We start from the raw sequence: 18185 nt of genomic DNA on the forward strand, positions 1-18185 counted from the left end.
CGGCACCTTCTCCCCGTGGAACGGGGAGAAGGAGATTGTCGCGGCCGTCGGCATGTTCATCTTCGCCAAGGCGCCTTACGGCGCCTTGATCTCCATCATGCCGGTGGCGGTGCGGGCCGAATATTGCGGCCGGTACATGTCCTCCACCGTGGCTGCCGGATGAGCATAGGTGCCCGGCGTCACCGCACGCACGACGTAGGCCAGCATGATGTTGCGGTCGCCGTCGCCGTCATTGGGGTTGAATGCCGCGACGAAACGGTCGTCGCGGAATTCGAGATGGGCAGCGTCGGTCTGCGCCAGCCAGGTGAAGTTCGACAGCTGGGCGCTGGAGACCAGGCCCGGATTGTCGATCTCGAAGCCGGCCGGCAACAAATCGGTGATCAGCAGGCGCGACGGCCAGCGGTTCTGCTCGTAGATCTTGAGCACGACCACGTAGCGTTCGTTCTGCGTCGCCTCGGTGACGTTGGCTTCGGTGCCATCGAGCTTGTAGTAAGTGCGGTCGATGGTGAAGCCGTCACCGCCGGCCGGCAGAGGCTCGACCGGCGAGGCGACCGTGGTGACAACCGCCTGCAGCGGCGTCGAGCCGGTGTTGGCGATGGTCAGCGGGCTGTCGGCGATGTCGGTGCCGCTGAGCTGGGTGGAATACCCACCGGCATGCGGCGCGCCGTTGACCGACAGCTTGATCGAGTCGTTGCCCGACTTCAGCGCACGGGCCGCCAGAAGCATCCAGGACTCGTCCTGCGTGCTGGTCCAGCGGGCATCGGCGCGTTCCCTTGCCACCAGCCGGATCAGTTCCGGCACGATGGTCGGCACTGGCTTCGATTCGGCGGCGAGCGCCAGGATCGCAGCGCCGTCACGCAGCCGCGAGCCATAGTCGGACCGGTAGTAGTCGTACTCGGTGGTCGCCTTGGCCAGCTGCAGCGCCGTCTGGAAGGTCGCTTCCGAACGCTGCGCGTCGCCGTAGAGCGCCAGGCTCGCCGCCAGCTGGGCGACGGCCATCGGGCTCGAGAAGGCTTCGAGCTTGGTGTCGGCGTAGTAGCGCAGATCGCCGACCGAGGCCTTCTTGTTGCGGGCCAGGACGTAGAGCGCGTAAGCGATCTCGCTGCCGCGGTCCTGAACGTCCTGGTCGTAGCCGACCGAGTTCTGCAAATTGCTCAGCGCCTGGCTCATCGCCAGGGCCGGCACGTCGTAGTTCTGCTCGCGCGCCCGGGTCAGGAAGTCGGTGACATAGGAGTCGAGCCACAGATCGCCGGAGCCCGGACCCCACAGGCCGAAGCTGCCGGCCGAAGCCTGGTAGCTCAGCACCTTGTAGATGGCGGCCTGGATGCGGTCGTGCAGATCGGGATCGCTTGCCATGCCGATGGAGGACGCCAGATCGTTGACGTAGAGCAGGGGCATGGCGCGGCTGGTGGTCTGCTCGGCGCAACCATAGGGGTAGCGGTCGAGCGTCATCAGCAGCGACGGCACGTCGAAGGCGGCGGCCTGCGAAACGCCGACGCTGACCGAGGCGCCGTCGAGCAGGCTTGCCGCCAGCAGCTCCCTGTCTACGCGCAACGAACCGCCATTGCCCTTGAGGTCGACGACCAGCCGGGTGGTGACCGGCAACTGCGCCGGACGCACCGGCACGTACAGCGTCTGTTCGACGGCGGTGCCGTCGCCATGGGCAAGCTTGATGGTGATCGAGGCATTGCCCGCCGTCTGTGCAATCAGCGGCACAGTCAGCGTCTGGCGCTTGCCTTTGGCCAGCGTCAGCTTTTCGGGCAACGGCTTGTCGCCGGTCGAGAGGTCGCCTGTCGTTGCGATCGACAAGGCATAGTCGCCCTCCGGGCCGTCCGTGTCGGCAACGTCGAGCCGCATGACGGCGGCATCGCCGGGCGCCAGGAAGCGCGGCAGGCCGGCGGTGATCACCACCGGATCGCGGACAATGACGTCAGTCGAGGCATGGCCGACGGCATCCTTGGTCCAGGCGACGGCCATGACGCGCACGGTGCCGTTGAACTGCGGGATGTCGAAGTCGATCCTTGCCTTGCCGTCGGCGTCGAGCTGGACCGGGCCGGAGAAGAAGGCGACCAGCTTTTCGGTCGGCGGGCTGCCTTGCGTCTGCATGGCGGAGCCGTCACCGCCGGTCCTGAGCTTGCCGGTGGTGCCGAGCGAGCCGTCGATGAGGCGGCCATAGATATCGCGGACTTCAAGCCCCAGCATGCGCTGGCCGAAATACCAGTCCTCGGGATTCGGCACCTTGTAGTTGGTGAGGTTCAAAATGCCGACATCGACGGCCGCGACCGTGACATAGGCATTGCTGCCAGGCGCCACGCCGGCCACCGAAACGGGGATCGACAGCTGCTGGCGCGGCATCGTCTTGTCCGGCGGCGTCAAGGTGACGGCAAGCTTCTTCGAGCCCGGATCGACCGTCAGCCATTTCACGCCGATGGCGCGGGCCGGCATGCGCGTCTCCTGCGCATCGCCCGGCCGGAACAGGGTTGCGGTGATGTAGGCGCCGGCGCCCCAGTCGTCGCCGACCGGAATGTCGACCGTGCTGCCGCCGGCCGGCACGGTTGCCGTGACGGTCTTGAGCAGCTTGTCGGCGCCGATGGTGACCAGCAGTTCGCCGGCAAAATGCGGCGATACCTTCAGCTTGGCCACTTCGCCGGCGGCATAGCTGTCCTTGTCGAGAGCGATCTCGAGCCCATCGGGCGTTTCGGTGGAGGTCGAGGAGACATACCAGCCGGCGTCGAACTCATAGCTGGTCGCCGGACCCTCGGGGTCGGCGGTCTCGATCTCGAGCCGGTATTGGCCCCAGTCGACCGGCATCGTCACGGTCGCCTCGGCATCGGCATTGAGGTCGACGGTGCCGTTGGCGATCGACTTGGTGAAGGTCACCGGCTCGTAGTTCCAGGAGTTGTTGGAGCGGTACCACTGGTAATTGCGTTCGACCTTGACCAGCGACCACTGCGCGCCTTTCAGCGTTTCGCGCTTGCCGTCGGGGTCGACCGCGATCAGGCTGAACTTGGCGGTGCCGCCCTGCGGCACCTCATTGTCGGCGAAGTCGGGACGAATGCCGATCATGTGGCCTTGCGGGCGGATGCCGATGTTGAGCGAGCGCTCGATGGCACGGCCGCCGGTTTCGCGCATGCGCACGGTCACTTTGGCGTCGACCAGCTTGGTCGTCGCCGGCAACTGATCGACCGTGACCGGGAAGGTCGCCTTGCCGTCATCGCCGACCACGGGAAGACCGGTGAACGGGGTGACCGAAGGCTCGGCCGACTGTTCGTCGGCGAGGCCGAACGAATAGCCGGCGAAACGGTCCCAGTCGCGCGCCGTCGACAGTGTCAGTTCGCCTTCGAGTGCCAGGCCGGCAGCCGGCGCGCCATAGAGGAAGCGGCCGTCAATGTCGATGTTGGCGGTTTCGCCCTGTGCGATCTCCTGCTTGTCGGACTTCATGTCGAATTCGATGCGATCCGGCACGAAGTCTTCGACCAGGAACATCTGGCTGGAAACGGCGGCCTGCTTGGGATCGGTATAGATCGACACCGTCCAGGTGCCGCGCATGGCGTTGGCCTCAAGCGGCAGGTCGACGGCATAGCCGCCGGCCGAGACGCCGTCGGCGACAATGCGGCGGTTTTCGACGCCGTCGGGACGGGTGAAGATGAAGGTCAGGGGCAGGTTTTCAACCGCCTTGGAGGCGCCGTCGCGGGCGAGGGCTGCGACATGCACATCCTCGCCGGCGCGGTAGATGCCGCGTTCGGTCCAGGCATAGACATCGAGCGCGCCAGGTGCGGCACGTCCGGAGACGCCGCGATCGGACAGATCGAAGCCGGCGCGGCCCATGTCGAGGAAGACGAAGTCGTTGTCGCCCTGCTTGGCCATCAGCACGGCCGGCACCATGCCGCCGTCGCCGCGGGTCAGGCCGGGGTTGAAGACGGCGTGGCCTTCGGCATCGCTGGTTGCGGTGCCGAGGATTTCATTGTTTCGGGCCAGCAGCGTCAATTCGGCGCCGGCGATCGGCTTGGCGGTGCCGAGCGAGCGGGCGAAGACATTCAGCCCGTCCTGGCCGGTATAGGTCGACAGGCCGATGTCGGAGACGACGAACCACTGCGTGGCAAGCGAATTGTAGCTGTCCTCGCCATTGTCGTTGACCGGTTGCGCAGTCAGCACGTAGACGCCCGGCTTGCGCTGCGGCAAGGCCTCGTCGACCGGGAACGAGGTCGTGACGTCCTTGTTGAGGTCGTTGGCGATGTCGAGCTGGCCCTTCCAGACCGGCTCGCCCATCTGGTCGGAAATGCTTGAGATGTCGTAGCCGTCGAGCTGCTTCAGGAACTGGTAGCCGGACAGAAGCTGCGCCAGCGAACGATCGCCGATGCGATAAAGCTTCATCTGCGCGGCGTTCATGTTGACGGTGACGACCGGAATGCCGCGGCGCGCGCCGGCCGGCAGCACGAAGCTGTCGCCGGTGAAGCGGGCGGACGGCGCGCGGTCCTGAACATAGATCGACAGCACGACTGGGGCGGCGGTGACTTCGCCGATGGCCGCCGGCAGACCGGCGCGGAAGGTCACTTCGTAATGCTGGCCGTGTTCCAGGCCTTCGACGCAGATCTGCTTGTCCTTGGCCTCGACGCCCTTGGGCGGCTGGTTGTCGACGGTGACGAACTGCGCATAGTCGACGCCGGTCTTGACCAATTCTTCCGAGAACTGCGCGCAAATGCGCGGCGCGCTGGTGTCGGCGTCGACCGAGTGATCGATGACCCGGAAGCCCTTGCGGGCCTTGAGATCCTCATATTCGGCCTTGACCGCCGGCGAACTGACCAGCGCAAGGCTGGCTTCATAGGCCTGCAGGGCCGGGCGGTAGAGATCGCGGCGGTCGAGGCCGGCGCCGAGCAGCGCCAGCACTTCCGCGCGAGTCTTGGTGGTGCGCAGCAGTTTATAGGCATTGATGGCGGCGGAAGTGCCTTTGACCGGCAGATTGTAGGATTCCGAGCTGCCGCTAGCCGGCTGTATGGCCAACGTTTCGCGCGCCAGGCCGAGCCAGAGCTGGCCGTCGTCGGGCAGGACCGAAACCGCGGCCTCGTATTTGTTCATGGCCTGGCCATGGTCGCCGGTCAGCGCAGCCTGTTCGGCCGCGGCGCGGAGCGCTTCCAAGCCGTCCGCCGGCTTGTCATAGGCCGGATCGGTCAGCTTGTTGCGGTATTGCTGGGCCTGGTCGTCCATCCAGTTGGGGAAGAAGGAGAGTGCCGGCGGAGCGCCGATATCGGGGTCGCCATCGACATTGACAACCTTGCCCGCGACCGCGCCGTTGAATGTTTTCAGCTGGTTATAGTCGGATTTGAGAAAGCACCATTTGGCCTTGGTGTTGTAGGTGAAGGCGCGGCACATGGGGTCGCCGAGGCATGTCGTCTTGCACTGATCGAGGCTGACATTCTGGTCCGATCTGAGATCGAAACCGAAATAGTCGGAATTGTTTGAGGTCACCACCCGGCGTGCTTCGGCCGCTTGCGCGACAGTCCCCCAGGCGAAAAAGAGAAGAATCAGGATCGACAGACCACGAGCCGCCGCGCGCATTGCCATAACACCCTCCAGACACTGCTTACGTCCAAGGCATGTTCAAGCTTCAGTCGGGCTTGTCAACACGAGGACGCGGCAGGTGCCGCCTGCCAACGGTTTCCTTTCCGGTCAATGACCGGTAGTAGCTCAACAGGACAGGGGATCACGCTTTCTTGCGAAAACGCAAAAGGTGTGAATTCCAAGCCCTGCCTATTTCAGACAATTGGATTGTGGCCCCTTTACGAGCACTTCAGAACTTCATTCCAATTTTAGTTTTGTAGCCTAGGTTGTCTTAATGCCGGCGTATGAAGCGCAGATGTCGAAGGGACGCACGCCACGGCGTGCGCTTTCGCGCGCGCTGCTTTTCGCGTTGGCGTGCTCGACCGTGCTCGTCGCCGAATCAGGCTCGGCCGCTGCCTTCGAGATTTTCGGCATCAAATTGTGGGGTTCGTCTAACGACGAGGACGCCGATATCGTCGACCCGCTGCGCTATTCGGTAAGCATCGAAGTTCCCGATGCCGACAAGGATCTGGTCAAGAAGCTCGAAAACGCCTCGTCGCTGAAATCCGACGAGGAACGTCCGGTTTCCGGCTCGCTCGGCTTGCTGGCCAAGGCGCGCAGCGACCGCGAACAGCTGGTCGCCGCCCTTTACTCGGATGCCCGTTACGAAGGCGTCGTCACCATCACCATCCAGGGCAAGGCGCTCGACGATCTGCCGCCGGACGCCGAATTTACCGGTCCGCAGCCGATCCCGGTGGTGGTCAGCATCGCCAGCGGGCCCAAATTCACCCTCGGCAACATCCGGCTGGAAGGCGACGCCGCCGGGCTGGCGAGCGCCGATTTCGGCCTGATCGCCGGCGGCGATGCCGGTTCCGGCGCGGTGCTCAAGGCCGAGGCGCTGATCGTGCGGGCGTTGAAACAGGAGGGCCGGCCGCTCGCCCGTATAACCGACCGGCAGATCGTCGCCGAGCACAACACCTCGACGCTCGACGTGACGCTGACGGTGGCTGCAGGTCCGGTAGCCGGCTATGGCGACACCACCGTCGAGGGCACCGAGAAGGTCGATCGCGAGTTCACCGAATACATGACAGGCCTGAAACGCGGCCAGCAATATTCGCCTGACGAGATCGACGATGCCCGCGACCGGCTGCTTGGGCTCGAAGTGTTCAACAGCGTCACGCTGAAGGAAGCCGAGAAGCTGGACGCTGACGGCAACATTCCGATCGGCGTCCAGGTCAGCGAGCGCAAGCCGCGCTATTTCGGCGTCGGCGGCACCGTCTCCAACACCGAGGGGCTCGGCCTCGAAGGCTATTGGGGCCATCGCAATCTGTTCGGCCGGGCCGAGAAGCTGCGCATCGACGGCAAGATCAGCGGCATCGGCAGCAATGATCTGAGCGAGCTCAACTACAATGCCGGCATCATGTTCGAAAAGCCGGGCGTGGTCGGACCGGCCTCGAAATTCATCGCCAGCATCAAAACCGTGCTCGAACATCCCGATGCCTACGACCATTTCTCGGTCAAGGGCAGCACCGGCCTGTCCTACGAGATCGACAAGAAGCAGACGGTTTCGGCTGAAATCGCGCTCGACTATTCGAGGATCACCGACGCCTTCGGCAAGCACAAATATCTGATCGCCAGCATCCCGCTGCAATATGTCTATGATAACCGCGACAACCGCCTCAACCCGACCAGCGGCTTCAGGGTGCTGGCCTATGCCGAGCCGAGCTACGACATTATGAGCGGCGCCGCCTTCCTCAAGCTGAAGGGCGAGGGGTCGGCCTATCAGTCGCTCGACACGGCGTCGAAATTCGTCCTTGCCGAACGCGTTGCGCTCGGTTCGATCGTCGGCACCAGTCTCGAACACGTTCCGGCCGACCGGCGCTTCTATTCCGGCGGCGGCGGCTCGGTGCGCGGCTATTCCTATCAAGGCATCGGTCCGAGGGACATCGACAATCAGCCGATCGGCGGGCTGTCCTTCTTCGAGACATCGGTCGAGATGCGCATCGCGCTCACCGACACGATCGGCATCGTTCCGTTTGTCGATGCCGGCACCGTCTCGACCAAATCGGCGCCCGACTTTTCCGACATGAAGGTCGGCGCTGGCGTCGGCCTGCGCTACATCACACCGTTCGGGCCGCTGCGCATCGACGCCGCACTGCCGCTCAACCGCGAGCGTGGCGACCCGCGTTTCGGCATCTATGCCGGCATCGGACAGGCGTTCTGACGATGAAGATTTTTAGACGCATCCTTCGCCTCTTTTTCTACACGCTGCTGATCGTGCTGGCGGCGGGCATCGGCGCGCTGGTCGTGCTGACCAAGACCGAGCGCGGCCGCGACAATCTCGCTGGCATCATTTCCAATATGGCCTCATCAGCCGACAGCAAGGTCACGGTCAGCGGCATTGACGGCATCTGGTCCGGCGCGCTGACGGTCGACCATGTCGTGCTGGAAGACCGTGAGGGCGCCTGGCTGGTGGCGCGAAAAGTGGCCGTCGACTGGTCGCCGCTGGCGCTGCTGTCGAAGAATTTCAGCGCCGACCGTATCGCCGCCGAACGCATCGAACTGGCGCGGCTGCCGGTGGCCAGCACCGAGCCTGCCAAGAGCGGGTCTACCGGTCTGCCGGTTTCGCTCGATATCAGAGCGATCGATCTGCCGCAGATCGCGCTCGGCCAGCAACTTGCCGGCAGCGGCATTGCCGAACTCGCCGCCAAGGGATCGGCCAAGGTCGATGCTTCGCCGCTGGCGGTCCAGACGGTGCTAAATATTACCCGCCATGACGGCAAACAGGGCAATGTCGACGCCAACATCCATTTCGCGCCGGATGAAAACAAGCTCGACCTCGATCTCAAGGCATCCGAGCCGGCTGGCGGCATCATCGCCAATCTGCTCAAGCTGCCCGGCGCGCCGCCGGTCAACATCGTCGTCTCCGGCACCGGGCCGCTGGCCAACTGGAGCGGCGTTGGCACTTTCATGGTCGACGGCCAGATCGTCACCCAGCTCACCGGCCGTCATCAGCTGACCGACAAAGGCAATAGGATCGAGGCCAAGGGGGACGGTTCGTTCGAAGGGTTCCTGCCGGAACAGTTCAAATCGCTGTTTGCCGGCAAGACCAGCTTCGACCTCGCCGGCACCGCAACCGCGGCCGGCGGCGTCGACATCGAGCGCGCCACGATCGAGAGCGGCGCCGTCCACGGCTCCGCCACCGGCATGGTCGATCCGAAGGGCGCCAGCGACCTTTCGGTGGAGCTCGCTGCCAAGGGCGAGCCTGTCACGGTCAATGTCGGCAACCCGGCGCAGCCGATCATGGTGGCCATCAACAATGTCACGGCCCGCGCCTTCGGCGACGGCAAGGCGCCGATGATCGACGCCAGTGCTTCACTGGTCTCGGTGGTGGCGGGCGGCTCCCAGGTCAACAATCTGGATGCGCAGATCCATTCCGACGGTTTTGATATCGAGAACCGCGCCGGCCCGGTCAGCGTATCGCTGTCGGCAGCCGGCCTTAAGACCGACGTGGCAACGCTTGCGCCGCTCATCACCGGCAAGCTGACGGCCTCTCTGGCCGGCACGATCAGCAAGGAGGAAATCTCGCTCGATGAAGGCACGCTGCGCAGCGATGCCCTCAATGCCGGGCTGACGGCCAAGATCTCGTTGGCCGATCTCGCCATGACGCTGAAGATGAATGCCGATGCGGTGTCGACGGCACTGCCGCCGCAGATCAGTTCGCTGCTTGGCGAACGGGTCAAGTTCTCCGCGACCGCCACCCGCGATCCGCAGGGGTCCTTCGCCGCCAATTCGATTGAGCTGACCTCCGGCTCGCTCAGTGCAAGTGGCACCGCCAGCGCGCAAGGCAGCGACATCCAGGCCGATATCAAGGGCAAGCTTGGCGACGTCTCGGTGCTGTCGCCGCTGGTTGGCGTGCCGGTCGCCGGCGGCGTCGATTTCGGGCTTACGGCAAGCGGTGCGCGCAACGCGCCGGACTTCTCGGTTTCAGCCGACAGCGCCAGCCTGACGGCGTCGGGGCGCACGGTCAAAGACATCAAGCTGACCGCATCGGGTAAGGCCGACATTGCCAGCCCGGCTGCCAATGTCTCGCTGACCGGCTCGGTCGACGGCCAGCCGCTCGCGGTCAAGGCGGCGCTGGTGACCAGCGACGGCAAGCGTTCCATCAACGGGCTCAGCGTGGCGCTGGGCGACAACAAGGTGTCTGGCGATCTGGCGCTGGATGAAAAATTCCTGCCGCTGGGCACGCTGACGATTAGCGCTCCCGATATAGCGCCGCTGGCTTCGCTGGCCGGGCAGACGGCAGCCGGCGATATTGGCGGCACCGTCGTCTTCGCCAAGGACGGCGAGACGCCCACCGTCACCATCAATGCGGCCAGCGTGTCGATTGCACGCGGCGATGTGGCGGCCAAGGCAATCACGGTTAGCGCGCTGATCGCCAACTATCTCAACAGCCCGGCGATCTCCGGCACGATCAAGGCCGACAGCGTGACGTCGGGAACGACGGTCGTCAGCGGCATCGGCGTCGACCTGAAGCGCGACGGTGACTGGACCAACTTTACCGGTGGCGCCACCATCGCCGGCATCCCGGCGACGGCCGCGGGGCGGGCGAAGATCGCCGGCGGCACGACCAGCGTCGAGATCGCGTCCGGCGAGGCGACGGTGCGCGGCATCAAGGCAGCGATCACCGAGCCGTCGAGCCTGACGATCGCCGATGGGGTGACCAACATTCAAAGGCTGGTGGTCGATCTCGGTGGCGGATCGGTGACGCTTTCGGGCACAGCAGGCCAGACGCTGGATCTGGCGGCAACTTTCTCCGCCTTGCCCGCAACCCTCGCCAATGATTTTTCGCCTGGCCTCGACGCCGCGGGCACTCTGGACGGCACGGCTGAGATCACCGGGGCGTCGGCCAATCCGGACGTCCGCTTCAATGCAAAGCTGGCCGGGGCTGAAACCAGCCAGACCCGCCAGGCCGGGCTCGGGCCGCTCGATCTCGACGCGGCCGGCAGCTATTCCGTGGCCGGTGGCGTCGTGCTGGACCAGGCGACGCTTTCGGGCGAAAAAATCTCCGGCAAGGCAGCCGGCACCATCAACCCGAACGGCGCCAGCGATTTCGCAATCGACCTGACGTCGTCCGGTCCGAGCCTGCCGTTGACGCTTGGCAGCGCGGAAAGCCCGATCAATCTGGAACTGCAGGCGCTGTCGGTGAAGGCGGTGGGGCAGGCTGCGCAAGCCAGGCTTGATATCTCGGCGGTGCTTCCTTCGGTGGCGACGAATGACACCAAGGTCGAAGGCATCTCGCTGGCGCTGCACTCCGATGCATTCGATGTGAAGAGCCGCACCGGCCCGATCACGGGCACGGTGACGGCGACCAAGATCGGGCTGAAAAATCCAACCATCGCGCCGCTCATTGCCGGCAAGATCACCGCCAAGGTCGCCGGCAGCCTGGCGGCGGACGCCATCACCATCGACAGCGGCTCGGTACAAGGCGATGCGCTGGGCGCTGCCTTCAATGGCCGCGTCTCGTTCGCCGATGGCGCCATCGACCTCAACCTCAACGCCGATGCCTTGTCGGCAGCGCTGCCAGCGGCGGCGCGCGGCGTGCTGGCGGAGCGGACGAAGCTCAGCGCCACGCTGAAGCGCGATGCCAATGGCAATGTCAGCGCCAATCCGGTCAAGCTGGTGTCGGGCGCGCTGACCGCCGACGGCCAGGCCAGCCTCGCCGACAACAAGCTCAGCGCCGACATCAAGGGCGCACTTTCGGACATCTCGCTGCTGTCGAAGGACGCCAAGGGCGCGATCAGCTTCGCGCTCAATGCGCAGGGGCCGAGCCTGGCGCCGGACCTGTCGCTGACGGTGAACAGTGACCGGCTGCTGGTGGCGGAACGCGAAATCACCGGGCTGAAGTTGACCGCCACCGGCAAGGCAGATGCCGCCAGTCCGGCGGCCAATGTGCAGCTGACCGGCAATGTCGCGGGGCAGGCGCTGCAAGGCAGCGCGGTGCTGGCGACGGCGGACGGCAGGAGCGCCATCAACGGCCTGCTGTTGTCGCTGGGCAAAAACAGGATTTCCGGCGACCTCGCGCTCGACGAGGCTTTCGTGCCGGTCGGCACCATCGCACTCGACCTGCCCGATATCGGGCCGCTGGCAGCACTGGCGTTGGAAAAGGCCGAAGGTGACGTGCGCGGCACCATTGCCTTCTCCAAGAGCGGCGATGGCGCCAACGTCGCCGTCAAGGCGTCGACGGCGTCGATCACGCGCGGCGACCTGCAGGCAAAGACGGTCTCGATCGATGCGCTGGTCGCCAACTATCTCGCCGCGCCGGTCATCTCGGGCAAAATCCGCGCCGACAGCGTCATCTCCGGCGGCACCGCCATCAGCGGCATCGATGTCGACCTCAAGCGCGACGGCGACTGGACCGGCTTTTCCGGCGGCGCCACGGTCAAGGGCATTCCGGCCAAAGCCGCGGGCCGGGTGAAAGTGGCTGGCGGCACCACTACGATTGAACTCGCTTCCGGCCAGGCCACGGTGCAAGGCATCAAGGCCGCCATCGCCCAGGCCTCGACCGTCAGCATCGCCAACGGCACCACAACGCTGGACAGGCTGGTACTCAATCTCGGCGGCGGCACGGCGACGGTGACCGGCAAGGTCGGGCAGGCGCTCGACATCAATGCGGCGCTGTCGAAAGTGCCGGCCTCGCTGGCCAACAGTTTTTCCCCGGGCCTGCAGGCCGCCGGTTCGATCTCCGGGACCGTGAAGGTGACCGGCGCGCCGGCCAATCCGGCGGTTGCCTTCAACATCGACGCCGGTGGGGTGCAGACATCGCAGACGCGCAGCGCCGGCCTCGGCGGCATGAACATTTCTTCGTCGGGCACGTTCGCCGGCAAGAAACTCACCTTCAATGCCGATATCAGCGATGGCGCCGGGCTTGGCATCAAGGGCGGCGGCAGCGTCACCACAGCGGGCACGCCGGCGCTGGTGCTCGACTTCAACGGCAAGGTGCCGTTTTCCTTCCTCGCCGCCAAGCTGGCCGCGCAAGGCCTGTCGCTGAGCGGCACGGCCAACGTCAATGTCCAGGTGCGTGGCCCCGCGACATCGCCGGTGATCGGCGGCACGGTCTCGACGTCGGGTGCCCGCCTGGTTGACGCACGCTCGGGCCTTGCGGTCAACGACATCACCGCCGATGTTTCGATCGGCAATGGCGTTGCCCGGATCAACCGGCTGACCGGCACGCTGTCGACGCGCGGCAGCCTGTCGGCCTCCGGCACGATCGGCATCAATCCGGCACAAGGTTTCCCGGCCGACCTGTCGATCAAGCTGGTCGACGGCCGCTACACCGACGGGCGCGTCGTGACCGCCAATCTCGGTGGCGACCTCACCATCAAGGGACCGCTCACTTCGGCGCCGGTGATTTCGGGCACCGTCAACCTGGCCAAGACCGTCATCACTGTTCCTGACAAGCTGCCTGGCTCGCTGGCCGCGCTTGACGTCAAGCACAAGAACGCACCCGCCAGCGTGCGGGCGCAGGACAAGGCCTTGCGCCCGGCTACTGCCAGCGGTGGTGGCGGCAGCGGCCTCAATCTCGATGTCACAGTTAACGCGCCGAACCAGATCTTCATCCAGGGCAGGGGTGTCGATGCCGAGCTCGGCGGTTCGCTGAGGCTGACCGGCCCCGCGGCGTCGCCGCAAGCGGTCGGCACCTTCACCTTGCAGCGCGGACGGCTGTCGATCCTCGGCAAGCGGCTGACCTTCACCGAGGGCACGGTCGGGTTTTCGGGCTCGCTGGTGCCCTATCTCAATTTGACCGCGACCTCGACCACGACCAGCACCACCGTCACCATCGTCGTGTCGGGCGAGGCGACCAATCCGAAATTCAACTTCTCCTCGGTGCCGGCGCTGCCGGAGGACGAGGTACTGGCGCAGCTGATTTTTGGCCGTTCGATGTCGAACCTGTCGCCGCTGCAGATCGCCCAGCTGGCCGAGGCCGCCGGGCAACTGGCCGGCGTCGGCGGCTCGACCTCCCTGCTTGAAAACTTGCGCAGTGCAATCGGCATCGATGATCTGGATGTGACTACGGACGATCAGGGCGGCACCGCCGTGTCGGCGGGCAAATACCTCAACGACCGCACCTATGTGACGATCCAGAAGGGCGACAAGCCGGGATCGGGCAAGGCGACGATCGACCTCAATGTCGGGCGTGGTGTCAAGCTGCGTGGCGAGGCCAATGATGGCGGCGAGGCCAAGGGCGGCATTTTCTACGAAAAGGAATATTGAGCCTCTGGCCCGTACCGCAGCCTGAACTGGCGCTGTCGTAAGCTGCCCAAATGTATCAATTTAATCGCCTAAGAAAGATTCAGGCGGAATCTGGGCGCACTAGCAAATTTGCGTCAAGACTGTCGTTATCGCGCGAACCGCTCTCCTTCCAAAGTTGCACATTCGCTAACATGTTCCCATCCATGCCGTCTTTGACATCACGGCAGGGATGCGGAATGGTAAAAGGCGGAAAGCCAACAATGGGAGTTAAGTCATGACAATCTACAAGAGTAATGGCGATCGCGTTCCCGATCATATCGTGGCCATGGCCGAAGAAGCCAAGGCAGGTAGGGTCGATCGCCGCGAATTCCTCGCTCTGGCCAGCGTCTTCGGCGCGTCCACGGCGATGGCCTATGGCATGCTCGGACTGGTAGACCCGACGCCCGCCAAGGCCGAAGAAGTTCAGGGCAAGAAAGGCGGCATCCTGAAGGTCGCCCAATGGATCAAGGATCCCAAGGATCCGCGCAAGGCCGACTGGTCGGAAATCGCCAATGCCGAGCGCCAGGCGCTTGAGCCGCTGGTCAAGTACACGACCGAATACACCTTCCGTCCCTATCTGCTCGAGAGCTGGGACGTCAACGACGACGCCACGCAGTACACGCTGCATGTGCGCAAGGGCGTGACCTGGAACAACGGCGATGCCTTCACCGCCGATGACGTCATCTTCAACCTCAAGCGCTGGGCCGACAAGAAGGCCGAGGGCAATTCGATGCCTGGCCGCCTCGGCTCACTGGTCAAGGACGACAAGCTCGACGAAAGCGCCGTCTCCAAGACGGACGACCACACGGTCGTGCTGAAGCTCACGAAGCCCGACATCGCGCTGATCCCGAACATGTGCGACTATCCCGGCCTGATCGTTCACAAGAGCTTCGACGAAAAGGGCGGTGACTTCAAAGCCTGCCCGATCGGCACCGGCCCGTTCGAACTGGTGTCCTACGATGTCGGCCAGAAGGTGGTCTACAAGCGCCGTGAAGACAACAAGTGGTGGGACGGCGAGGTCTTCCTCGACGGCATCGAATTCATCGACTACGGCACCGATCCGGCGGCCATGGTCAGCGCCTTCGAGGCCGGCGAAGTCCACACCAATTTCGAGACTTCGGCGGACTACGTGTCGATCCTCGACGGCCTGGACCTGGTAAAGTCGGAAGTCGTGACCGCGGCAACCATCGTGTGCCGCACCAACGTCAGCAACAAGCCCTACGACAACCAGAAGGTTCGTCAGGCCTTGCAGCTCGGCGTCGACAACGCCGTGGTTCTCCAGCTCGGTTACGGCAATGCCGGCACCGTCGCCGAGAACCACCATGTCTGCGCGATCCATCCGGAGTATTTCGAACTGCCGAAGATCGCCCGCGATCCGGCCAAGGCCAAGGCTTTGATGGCCGAAGCCGGCCAGGCCGATTTCGAGCATGAGCTGATCACCGTCGACGAGGACTGGCACAAGAACACCGGTGACGCCATCGCCGCCCAGCTTCGCGATGCCGGCATCAAGGTGAAGCGCACGGTGCTGCCGGGCTCGACGTTCTGGAACGACTGGACGAAGTACCCGCTGTCGATGACCAACTGGAACATGCGTCCGCTCGGCGTCCAGGTGCTGGCCATCGCCTACCGGACCGGCGAGGCTTGGAACGAGGCCGCCTACTCGAACCCGGACTGGGATGCCAAGCTCAACGCGGCGCTGTCGGTCGCCGACGCTACCAAGCGCAAGGAAATGATGAAGGATATCGAGCAGACGCTGCAGGAGTCCGGCATCATCATCCAGCCGTACTGGCGCAAGCTCTACAGCCACTCGGTCAAGGCGGTGCAGAACTACAAGATGCACCCGACCTACGAGCGCGACTACGGCAAGATCTGGCTCGAACGGGCCTGATCGGACAGATCGGGAGGGGGCGGTTTGCCTCCTCCCCATCACTCCTCGCAGGGGTCCAGGACCTGAAACCGGCGCAGCAACAAGTTGCGGACTCTTCAGCAAGGACCATGCAATAAAACAGGGTTGATCGCATCCGAGGGCCGGTTTGAGGGCCAACTCTGCCGGCAACGGCAAAGCTGGTGTTCCAGGCTGGCTCCAACCCCAACCAGACCGGCAGGGGACCGCCATGCTTTCTTTCGTAATCAGGCGCCTGGGCACCATGGCATTGACGATGCTGTGCCTGACGATGATCGTCTTCTTCCTGATCAATCTCGAGCCGAATTTGAAGAAGCTGGCGATCAGCCAGACCGAAATGCATACGTCCGCCGAGCAGCTCGAAAGCTGGCTTGTCGAGCATGGCTACCGGCAGAACTTCTTCGCGCGCTATGGCCAGTGGCTGGGCGTCCTGCCCAAGCAGCCGGTGACCGATCCCGCGACCGGCAAGCCGGCGCAGCGTTTTTCCTTCTGCAATGACCCGCTGGAGCCGAAATTCTCCGGCATACTGGAAGGCGATTTCGGCTGCTCGACCAAGTTCAAGACCACCGTTGCGTCAAAGCTCTTCCCCGCACTCGGCGCCACCGGCATCCTGATGCTCTGCGTGCTGGCGGTGATGGTGCCGATTTCGCTGCTGATCGGCATCTTGGCTGGCATGCGCGAGGGCTCGCGAACGGACCGGACGCTGTCCGTCGCATCGATCGCCTCGACGGCGACGCCTGAATATGTGTCGGGCGTCATCTTCACCGTCATCTTCGCCTCCTGGCTCGGCTGGCTGAACGGTTCGGCCGCGTCGGCCAGCCAAGGCATCACCTTCTACAATTTCACCCTGCCGGTGATGACGCTGGCGATCTACGGCATCGGCTATATCGCCCGCATGACGCGCGCCTCGATGGTCGAGGTGATGACGCAGCAATATATCCGCACCGCCCGCCTGAAAGGGCTCTCCTTCGGGAGCGTCGTCGTCAAGCACGCGCTGCGCAACGCACTGATTGCGCCCTTCACCGTCATCATGCTGCAATTCCCCTGGCTGCTCACCGGCGTCGTCATCGTCGAGGTGATGTTCCGCTATCAGGGCTTTGGCTACACGCTGGTCGAGGCTGCGGGCAACAACGACATCGACCTTTTGCTCGGCTGCTCGCTGGTCTCGGTGTTCATCGTGCTGATCACGCAGCTCATCTCGGATGTCGGCTACGCGTTCCTCAATCCGCGTATCAGAGTTCAATAGGGGTCTGGGCAGATGCAGGTCGAATATATCGGCGCCTTCAACATCGTGCTCGGCGTGATTGCGCGCTTCTGGCCGGTCTGGCTAGGGCTTGCCCTGGTGATGGGGGCGAGCTTCTCCTACAAGAAAAGGCTCGGCCTTTACGGCCAGCTGTTCGACAGCGGCGTCGGCATTGTCGGTGTCGGCATCTGCCTGTTCTGGCTGTTCACCGCGATCTTCGCGGCGACCATCGCGCCCTTCGATCCGCTTTCCCAGGTGCCGATCATGAAGGACGCACTGCCGGGCGGGATCGAGCCGGTATCGAAGCTCATCTACTATTTCGGCGGCGACAAGCTCGCCCGCGATGTCTTCTCGCGCATGGTCTATGGCAGCCAGATCGTGCTGATCATCGCACCGGCGGCGACGGGGTTCGCGCTGATGGTCGGCATTACGCTCGGCCTGCCCGCCGGCTATTACGGCGGCAGGATCGACACGGCGCTGTCGTTCCTGGCCAATCTGGTGCTGGCTTTCCCGGTCATCCTGCTGTTCTACCTCCTGGTGACGCCGGGCATCATGGATACGCCCATCCCCTACGCCATGGCCGGGCTGTTCTTCATGTTCCCGATCATCTTCTTTTCCGTGCTGTTCTGGACCCGCTACAAGAACCGTCCGGACCGGCTCTACATATTGCTCGGGCTGACGCTGGTCATCGGCGGCTGGGTCTATGCCGGCCTGGTGTTCGATGCCGATCCGTTCAAAATCATCCACATCGATCCCAACCAGCTCAACATCTTCGTGGCGGTGGTGTTCGCCTCCAGCCCCGGCGTGTTCCGTATCGTGCGCGGCCTGGTGATGGACATCAAGACGCGCGACTATGTGGCGGCGGCGCAGACGCGCGGTGAATCGCCCTGGTACATCATGCTGTGGGAAATCCTGCCCAATGCGCGCGGACCTCTGATCGTCGATGCCTGCCTGCGCATCGGCTACACCACGATCCTGCTCGGCACACTCGGCTATTTCGGCTTGGGTCTTGCGCCGGAGAGCCCGGACTGGGGCACCGCGATCAAGGACGCCAGCCGCCTGCTGCGCTCCTTCATCCATCCGGCGTTGCCGCCGACGATCGCGCTGATGTCGTTTGTGCTGGGGCTGAACCTGCTCGCCGACTCGCTGCGCGAACAATCGATGAAAGACTGATCTGCGGGTTTTGGCCCGACGCATGAAAATAGGATT

6 protein-coding genes are annotated in these 18185 nt (G+C 64.2%); 5 read left to right on the forward strand and 1 reads right to left on the reverse strand.

Features of this window, described 5'->3' with window-relative positions:
• Window positions 1–75 precede the first annotated feature (75 nt).
• Window positions 76–5562: an alpha-2-macroglobulin family protein gene (locus AC1DYJ_RS09560; RefSeq protein ID WP_477280388.1), complete on the reverse strand. Its 5487-nt coding sequence runs from the start codon at window positions 5560–5562 to the stop codon at window positions 76–78.
• A 271-nt stretch (window positions 5563–5833) separates the two neighbouring features.
• On the opposite strand from AC1DYJ_RS09560, the gene AC1DYJ_RS09565 reads away from it, so the two are divergent.
• The 5 genes from AC1DYJ_RS09565 (at window position 5834) to AC1DYJ_RS09585 (ending at window position 18149) form a co-directional block, all read left to right on the forward strand.
• Window positions 5834–7762, forward strand: a complete 1929-nt coding sequence (locus AC1DYJ_RS09565; protein ID WP_477280389.1) for an autotransporter assembly complex protein TamA — start codon at window positions 5834–5836, stop codon at window positions 7760–7762.
• A gap of 2 nt (window positions 7763–7764) precedes the next feature.
• On the forward strand, window positions 7765–13812 hold the full coding sequence (locus AC1DYJ_RS09570; protein ID WP_477426052.1) for a translocation/assembly module TamB domain-containing protein: 6048 nt from the start codon (window positions 7765–7767) through the stop codon (window positions 13810–13812).
• 253 nt (window positions 13813–14065) lie between these two features.
• Window positions 14066–15718: an ABC transporter substrate-binding protein gene (locus tag AC1DYJ_RS09575; protein WP_477280391.1), complete on the forward strand. Its 1653-nt coding sequence runs from the start codon at window positions 14066–14068 to the stop codon at window positions 15716–15718.
• A gap of 226 nt (window positions 15719–15944) precedes the next feature.
• Window positions 15945–16979, forward strand: a complete 1035-nt coding sequence (locus AC1DYJ_RS09580) for an ABC transporter permease (RefSeq protein WP_477280392.1) — start codon at window positions 15945–15947, stop codon at window positions 16977–16979.
• A gap of 12 nt (window positions 16980–16991) precedes the next feature.
• On the forward strand, window positions 16992–18149 hold the full coding sequence (locus AC1DYJ_RS09585) for an ABC transporter permease (RefSeq protein WP_477280393.1): 1158 nt from the start codon (window positions 16992–16994) through the stop codon (window positions 18147–18149).
• Window positions 18150–18185 lie beyond the last annotated feature (36 nt).

The sequence above is a fragment of the Mesorhizobium sp. P2_B11 genome (assembly GCF_056404855.1).